Genomic DNA, 898 nt, shown 5'->3' with positions numbered 1-898 from the left:
TAGCCCTTGCAGCAACCCAGCGCCTGCAGTGCCTTGCGATCGAGCAATCTCCCCCCTGATGTCCCCTGAATTCAGGTATCAGGTTACGCAATTGGTGAAAATCGCTCCACGCTTTTCTACGAAGAACCCATTTACTGTAATACGTTCTACGCGACCGGCTTGCGTCGCCGCCAAGATGGGCTATGAGCACATTATGCTTTTTTGAAAATCGAGAGTCCCGTTCAGATCATATTTCAGGCGTGTCGCCCCGGGGCCGAAATCGACCCTCGTCGCGGGGGTCATGCTGTCTAATTCCAACGTCGGCGCGCTCATTCTGCCTTGCCCATCTGACTGTGGCAGGACGGTTCCCAGTGCGCAGTCGGTGACTATTAAATAGTAGGAAAACTGAACAATATTGAAAATGTACTGTGTATTCGGGGCGCCTTGTGCACCTAGCGCGGGACTAGAGTCAATGTATAGCGCAACACCCATGGTCAACGCATCGCTTACCGTGAAACTTCTATCTGTATTAATTCGAAGTTTACCCATAAGGTGGTTATCAAAATATGGCCGTCCAGAATAGAAGCTGCCGTTTTGATATCCAATTGGAAGCGAGTTTTCGCCCTTTGCGGTGAATGGGAAGGCTGACGTCATTTGCCCGTACTGGAATTGCGCACCTACATCAATTGATTTTGTGGCATTTCCCCAACCAAGTGAGCTTCCCCTGAAATTTCGCCTTCCAGCAGGTCTGGTATAAACTCGACCGAAAGGAAGGAAAGAAGAAATGTTTAGGGTACCGCACCAGGTGTACACGGCGGAGTTCAAGGAAGCTGCAGTGCAACGAGTCAAGGACGGGCAAGGCGTGAGCGCCGTGGCCGGCGAATTGGGTATGTCGATACAGACGCTGCGCAACTGGCTC

The 898-nt window shown here is 51.4% G+C and carries 1 protein-coding gene; it reads left to right on the top strand.

Annotation, left to right across the window (positions count from 1 at the left end; genetic code table 11):
* Positions 1-763: 763 nt before the first annotated feature.
* The coding region (locus tag VSR82_RS39850) for a transposase (protein WP_410853301.1) at positions 764-898 on the top strand (135 nt) is incomplete at its 3' end.

It is taken from the genome of Burkholderia sp. JPY481 (assembly GCF_038900515.1).
GTDB classification, from domain to species: Bacteria; Pseudomonadota; Gammaproteobacteria; order Burkholderiales; family Burkholderiaceae; genus Paraburkholderia; species Paraburkholderia youngii.
The sequence above is the reverse complement of the archived record's forward strand: the minus strand, read 5'-3'. Positions and strand labels throughout refer to the sequence as shown.